A 6,127-nucleotide genomic window follows, 5' to 3' on the forward strand; every position below is an offset into this window, starting at 1 on the left:
GAAAGGGATCAGGAGCGGTCAGTTTCCAACTAACAAACCGGTTCAAGCGGTCCCGCTCCGCGGGTCCATTTCACTTCGTTCTTCGTCCGTCATGAACGGACTTTCCAAGCCTGCTACGTAAACCAGCGCATCTTCACCGTGCTGTTGAAAGTAAGAAATTGGGGAGCTCTTTCGAAGAAGTTCTAATTCAACGTGCTTGATCCCTTCCGGTGAAATTACGAATTTGTAGTCTTCTTTCGTTCCAAGTCGCCGAAGATAGTCCGAGCCAATCTTTTTTCTCATCCAATCAATCGAAGATTCGATCAGATTGAGTGGGAGTGATCGCGGGAAAAGTTCTCGAATTTCGCGCAGAGAGAGTGGACGGTTTTCGTCACCATCAACATGAAACACATATAGCTTGTATAGGATGATCTGGCTTAGGTTGGAAATTCGGTACCGTTGTTCTGCCATGTTCGGTCTTCAAGCGTCGAATGGAGAGTGCATGCACTGCGCTAACTTGGCGCGCGATCCATTTTGGAGAATGCGTCTCGAAAATGCGTCGGGTTAACAAAGAAAAGGGCCGCTCTTTGCGCGGCCCTTTTTGTCGTCGTCATACCGGTTTCACGAACATCCCGTCGTAGATCCACACGTGTCGCACTTCATACACGTCCCATTCCGCACCAGCGTGAAGTTGCCGCACTCCGAGCACATCTCGCCTTCGTAGCCCTTGGCCTTCGCTTCCGCGCGGCGTTCGGCCTTGGTCGGAGCAACCGCAGCGGCGGTGCCGGCCTTGCTCCAGTGCACGGAGCCCACCTTCTCCGCAGGCGAGAGGTCGTGCTCCGTTTCCTGCTTCAACGCGACTGCGCCTTCGATGGTGTCGGAGACGCGGGACGCGCCTTGCGAGGAGAGGGCGGTGACGCGGGAGCCGCCGGCGGGGGCGTTGTCGGCGGTCTGGCTGACCGCGGTCGAGCCGCCGCGCATGACGACGAGGTTGTCGGTGCGCGAGCGGGTGAGGCCGCGTGATAGGTACTTCGTCGCCTGGTGCTGCGGTCCCTCCGGGTCCTTGCCTTCCTCGACGCCCTTGCCGAGCGCGTCGAAGCCGCTCTCGTTGGGGTCGACATGGGCGAGGTCGAAGCGTGCCAAATAGCTCACCGCGAGCTCGCGGAAGACGTAGTCGAGGATCGAGGTCGCGTACTTGATGGAGTCGTTGCCCTGCACCGGGCCCGCCGGCTCGAAGCGGGTGAAGGTGAAGGCGTCGACATATTCGTCGAGCGGCACGCCGTATTGCAGGCCGAGCGAGACCGCGATTGCGAAGTTGTTGATGAAGGAGCGGAGCGCGGCGCCTTCCTTGTGCATGTCGATGAAGATCTCGCCGAGGCGGCCGTCGTCATATTCGCCGGTGCGGAGATAGACCTTGTGGCCGCCGACCACCGCCTTCTGGGTGTAGCCCTTGCGGCGGTCGGGCATCTTCTCGCGCTCGCGCATCACGACGATGCGCTCGACCAGCTTCTCGACGATCTTCTCGGAGACCTGCGCGGCGCGCGCGGCCATCGGCTTCTCGTACAGCGCCTCCACCGCATCGTCCTCGTCCTCATCATCAGAGATGAGCTGCGAGTTGAGCGGCTGCGACAGTTTTGAGCCGTCGCGGTAGAGCGCGTTGGCCTTCAGCGCCAGCTTCCAGGACAACAGGTAGGCGGACTTGCAGTCCTCGACCGTGGCGTCGTTCGGCATGTTGATGGTCTTGGAGATCGCGCCCGAGATGAACGGCTGGGCCGCCGCCATCATGCGGATGTGGCTCTCGACCGAGAGATAGCGCTTGCCGATCTTGCCGCAGGGGTTGGCACAGTCGAACACCGGATAGTGCTCGGCCTTTAGATGCGGGGCGCCTTCTACCGTCATCGCGCCGCAGATGTGGACGTTCGCCGCCTCGATCTCGCGCTTGGAGAAGCCGATCGCCGACAGCAGGTCGAAGCCGGGGGTGGCGATCGCCTCGGCGCCGATGCCGAGCGTGTCGCGGATGAAGTCCTCGCCAAAGGTCCACTTGTTGAAGGCGAACTTGATGTCGAAGGCAGTCGGCAGCGCCTTCTCCACCTTGGCAATCGCCTCGTCGGTGAAGCCCTTGGCTTTCAGCGTGGAGGCATTGATGCCCGGCGCGTTGGACAGCGAGCCGTGGCCGACGGCGTAAGCCTCGATCTCCGCGATCTCGCTCTCGCGATAGCCGAGCGCGCGCAACGCGGCGGGCACCGCCTGATTGATGATCTTGAAGTAGCCGCCGCCGGCGAGCTTCTTGAACTTCACCAGCGCGAAGTCGGGCTCGATGCCGGTGGTGTCGCAATCCATCACGAGGCCGATCGTGCCGGTCGGCGCCACCACGGTGGTCTGGGCGTTGCGATAGCCATTGACCTCGCCGAGTGCGAGCGCATCGTCCCAGGCCCTGGTCGCATGGGTGACGATGTCGGCTTGCGGGCAGGAGGCGTGGTCGAGCGGCACCGGGTTGACCGCGAGCGCCTCATAGCCGGCCGCGTTGCCATGCGCGGCGCGGCGGTGGTTGCGGATCACCCGCAGCATGTGGGCTGCGTTCTTCTTGTAGCCGGGGAAGGTGCCGAGCTCGGCCGCGATCTCGGCCGACGTCTTGTAGGCGATGCCGGTCATCACGGCGGTCAGCGCGCCGCAGAGCGCGCGGCCTTCCTTGGAGTCATAGGGCAGGCCCATGGTCATCAAGAGGCCGCCGATATTGGCGAAGCCGAGGCCCAGCGTGCGGAATTCGTAGGAGAGCTCGGCGATCGCCTTCGACGGGAATTGCGCCATCAGCACGGAAATCTCGAGCACGATGGTCCAGAGCCGGCACAGATGCTCGTAGGACTCGATGTCGAAGCGCTTGGTCGTGGTGCTGTAAAAGGTGAGCAGGTTCGCGGACGCCAGGTTGCAGGCGGTGTCGTCCAGGAACATGTATTCCGAGCACGGATTGGACGCGCGGATGTCGCCGGACGCCTTGCAGGTGTGCCAGTCGTTCATCGTGGTGTTGAAGTGCAGGCCCGGATCGGCGCTGGCCCAGGCGGCGTAGCCGATCTTCTCCCAGAGATCGCGCGCCTTCAGCGTCTTCGTCACCTTCCTGTTGGTACGAGCGATCAGGTTCCAGTCGCCGTCGGTCTCGACGGCGCGCAGGAAATCATCCTTCAGCGACACCGAGTTGTTGGAGTTCTGGCCGGAGACGGTGAGATAGGCCTCCGAATCCCAGTCGGTGTCGTAAACGTCGAACTGGATGTCCTTGTAGCCTTGCCTGGCGAACTGGATCACCCGCTTGATGTAGTTGTCGGGCACCATGGCGCGGCGCGCGAGCTTGATCTCACGGCGCAGGGCAGGGTTCTTCTCGGGATCGAAGCAGTCGTCGCCGCTTCCTTCGCAGTTTACGCAGGCCTTCAGCACCGCCTTCAGGTGCTTCTGGTTGATCTTGGAGCCGGTGACGAGGGCGGCGACCTTCTGCTCCTCCTTCACCTTCCAGTCGATATAGGTCTCGATGTCGGGGTGATCGATATCGACCACGACCATCTTGGCCGCGCGGCGCGTGGTACCGCCGGACTTGATCGCGCCGGCGGCGCGGTCGCCGATCTTGAGGAAGCTCATCAGGCCCGACGAGCGGCCGCCGCCGGACAGCCTCTCACCTTCGCCGCGCAGGCGCGAGAAGTTCGAGCCGGTGCCGGAGCCGTATTTGAACAGGCGCGCCTCGCGCACCCAGAGGTCCATGATGCCGCCGTCGTTGACGAGGTCGTCCTCGATGCCCTGGATGAAGCAGGCGTGCGGCTGCGGATGCTCGTAAGCCGACTTGGATTTGGTCAGCTTGCCGGTCTTGTAGTCGACGTAATAGTGGCCCTGGCCGGGGCCATCGATACCATAGGCCCAGTGCAGGCCGGTGTTGAACCATTGCGGCGAGTTCGGCGCCACCATCTGTTTTGCGAGCTGATAGCGGATCTCGTCGAAGAAGGCCTGCGCGTCCTCGTCGGAAGAGAAGTAGCCGCCCTTCCAGCCCCAATAGGTCCAGCACCCGGCGAGGCGATCGAACACCTGCTTGGCCGAGGTCTCGCCGACATAGCGCTCGCTCTCAGGCAACAGCGCCAGAGCCTCGGTGTCGGGCACTGAGCGCCACAGCCAGGAGGGGACAGTCTCCTCCTCGACCTTCTTCAGGCGCGCAGCGACGCCGGCTTTACGGAAATATTTCTGGGCGAGCACGTCGGAGGCGACCTGCGACCAGAACTCGGGCACCTCGACATTCTCCGCACGGAACACGATGGAGCCATCGGGATTGCGGATCTCAGACGTGGTCAGCCTGAAATTGATCCCGGCGTAGGGAGATTGTCCGGCCGTGGTGTTGCGCCGTTCGATAAGCATGCGTCGTGCCCCGTCTTCTGCCCGGCCCCCATTGCCGCAGGGGTGATCCGGAAATGTTATTCCTAGAGCGAGCCCCTGGTCCCATCCTTCCGTCCAAAGGGTGGGGGGCCAGAGCCCCGCAAGCTCAGCCGGTGGACCGGCCTGTTTCTCTCGATCGCCGGTATCGGCTGGTACCGATCCGGCGACGGCATGTCCCTGACCGGCCCAGGCGGACCGTTCGGGTCATGCGTTCAACGCCTCAAAACTCGTAACGCGACAGGTCACCAATGGGCCTCTTCCGGCCCGTTATTGGCGTCCCAAAATGCCCGGGAAATTCCGGGAGGAATTTCCGAAATCGCGGGCAGCAAAGCCCTTCACCCGCAGCCTGTTCGGCTGACGGAGTGGTCGTTCTGGACCCTTTTGGGAGCGACCGGCGGGGACCCGAAACACACTCGCGCCGAACAAAAAGAAAGCTAGGCCAAGTCCGTGACGCTCGTCAAGGATTAGTACGAGTTTCTGAATCAAATACTAAATATGGTGGAAAAGGGAGGAAAACAGGGGGCATGCCCCGCCTGTGATCCGGCCAAGTATCAGTGAGTCCTCAGGGATTCCCAAGAGAAAAAATCTCATGGGTGCTGTGGAACAACGGCTTCGCCCGCTTTTCACAGGGCAGGTATTTTGGGCGCCTGATGGATTGAATTCCGAAGACTCACGTGAGCTCACGGAGAAACTACGGGCAGGCATGCTGGCGGGCCCGTGGTCCGCCGCCCAAATCGAAGGCATGGTCGCCGCCGATTCCATTCCCTGCCGGGCTCCATGACAGAATCAAAACCGACCGCGCGCGGCCGACTCGCGCCTGCGGGCTTCCTGTTCCTCGCCGTCACTTCGGTGGGCTGGGGCTTCAACTGGCCGGTGACGAAGTACCTGCTGAGCGAGCTGCCGCCGCTGACGCTGCGCGGCGCGACCGGCGTGGTCGGGGCCGTGCTGCTGGCCGTGCTTGCGGTCGTTCGCGGGCAGAGCCTGTCGGTCGGGCGCGCGATGTGGCTGCGCTTGATGCTGGCGTCGCTACTGAACGTCACCGGCTGGATGGTGCTGATGGGGCTCGCGCTGCTCTGGCTGCCGGCCAGCGAAGCCGCGCTGATCGCGTACACCATGCCGGTCTGGGCCTCGTTGCTGGCCTGGCCGGTGCTTGGCGAACGGCCGACGCTGCTCCGCACGATCGCGCTGCTGATGGCGTTTGCCGGGCTCGCCGCCATCATGGGCAGCAACGGAATTGCTGCGAGCCGCGAAAAGCTGCCGGGGATCATCATGGCGATTATCGGTGCCTTCGGCTTTGCGCTCGGCGCGGTGCTCGCGAAGAAATTGCCGTTGAAGATGGAGCCGATCCCGGCGGCGGCCTGGCAGATTGGGCTCGGCTGCCTGCCGGTGGCCGTGGTCGGTCTTCTCATCGAGACCTCGCATCTTGATCGCGTGACGACACTCGGCTGGTGGCTGCTCGTCTATTCAATCCTGATCCAGTTCTGCATCGCCTATGTGAGCTGGTTCGCCGCGCTCAGGCGGTTGCCGGCCTCGATCGCGGCGATCGGCACCATGGCGGTCCCCGTGATCGGCGTGGTGGCGTCCGCAATCGCGCTGGGCGAGCCGCTCGGGCCGACGCAGGTCGCAGCGCTCGTCTTCACGCTCGCCGCCGTCGTGCTGGCCACACGGTCCTAGGCCGTGTGGACTCTTGGGATTCTCAAATCAGATTGAACGTGATTCAAGGCTTTCTTTTAGGAGGAAGCCT

Annotated in this window: 3 protein-coding genes; 1 reads left to right on the forward strand and 2 read right to left on the reverse strand. The window is 62.7% G+C overall.

Going from position 1 to position 6,127, the window contains the following annotated elements; translation table 11 throughout:
• Positions 1 to 42: 42 nt before the first annotated feature.
• A complete protein-coding gene (locus AAFX91_RS37690) occupies positions 43 to 450 on the reverse strand; it encodes a hypothetical protein (RefSeq protein ID WP_394569876.1) in 408 nt (135 codons plus the stop codon).
• A gap of 150 nt (positions 451 to 600) precedes the next feature.
• Positions 601 to 4,365, reverse strand: a complete 3,765-nt coding sequence (locus AAFX91_RS37695) for a vitamin B12-dependent ribonucleotide reductase (protein WP_394569877.1) — start codon at positions 4,363 to 4,365, stop codon at positions 601 to 603.
• Positions 4,366 to 5,160: 795 nt separating this feature from the next.
• Between AAFX91_RS37695 and AAFX91_RS37700 the strand changes: the two genes are divergently transcribed.
• Positions 5,161 to 6,057, forward strand: a complete 897-nt coding sequence (locus AAFX91_RS37700; protein ID WP_130582407.1) for a DMT family transporter — start codon at positions 5,161 to 5,163, stop codon at positions 6,055 to 6,057.
• The last annotated feature ends 70 nt before the right edge of the window (positions 6,058 to 6,127 follow it).

The organism is Bradyrhizobium sp. 31Argb (assembly GCF_043638955.1).
Taxonomy (GTDB): domain Bacteria; phylum Pseudomonadota; class Alphaproteobacteria; order Rhizobiales; family Xanthobacteraceae; genus Bradyrhizobium.

What these genes read in the sequence shown, in the direction of transcription:
- AAFX91_RS37690 (WP_394569876.1), bottom strand. Translation starts at nt 450, where the DNA reads ATGGCAGAACAACGGTACCGAATTTCCAACCTAAGCCAGATCATCCTA.
- AAFX91_RS37695 (WP_394569877.1), bottom strand. Translation starts at nt 4,365, where the DNA reads ATGCTTATCGAACGGCGCAACACCACGGCCGGACAATCTCCCTACGCC.
- AAFX91_RS37700 (WP_130582407.1), top strand. Translation starts at nt 5,161, where the DNA reads ATGACAGAATCAAAACCGACCGCGCGCGGCCGACTCGCGCCTGCGGGC.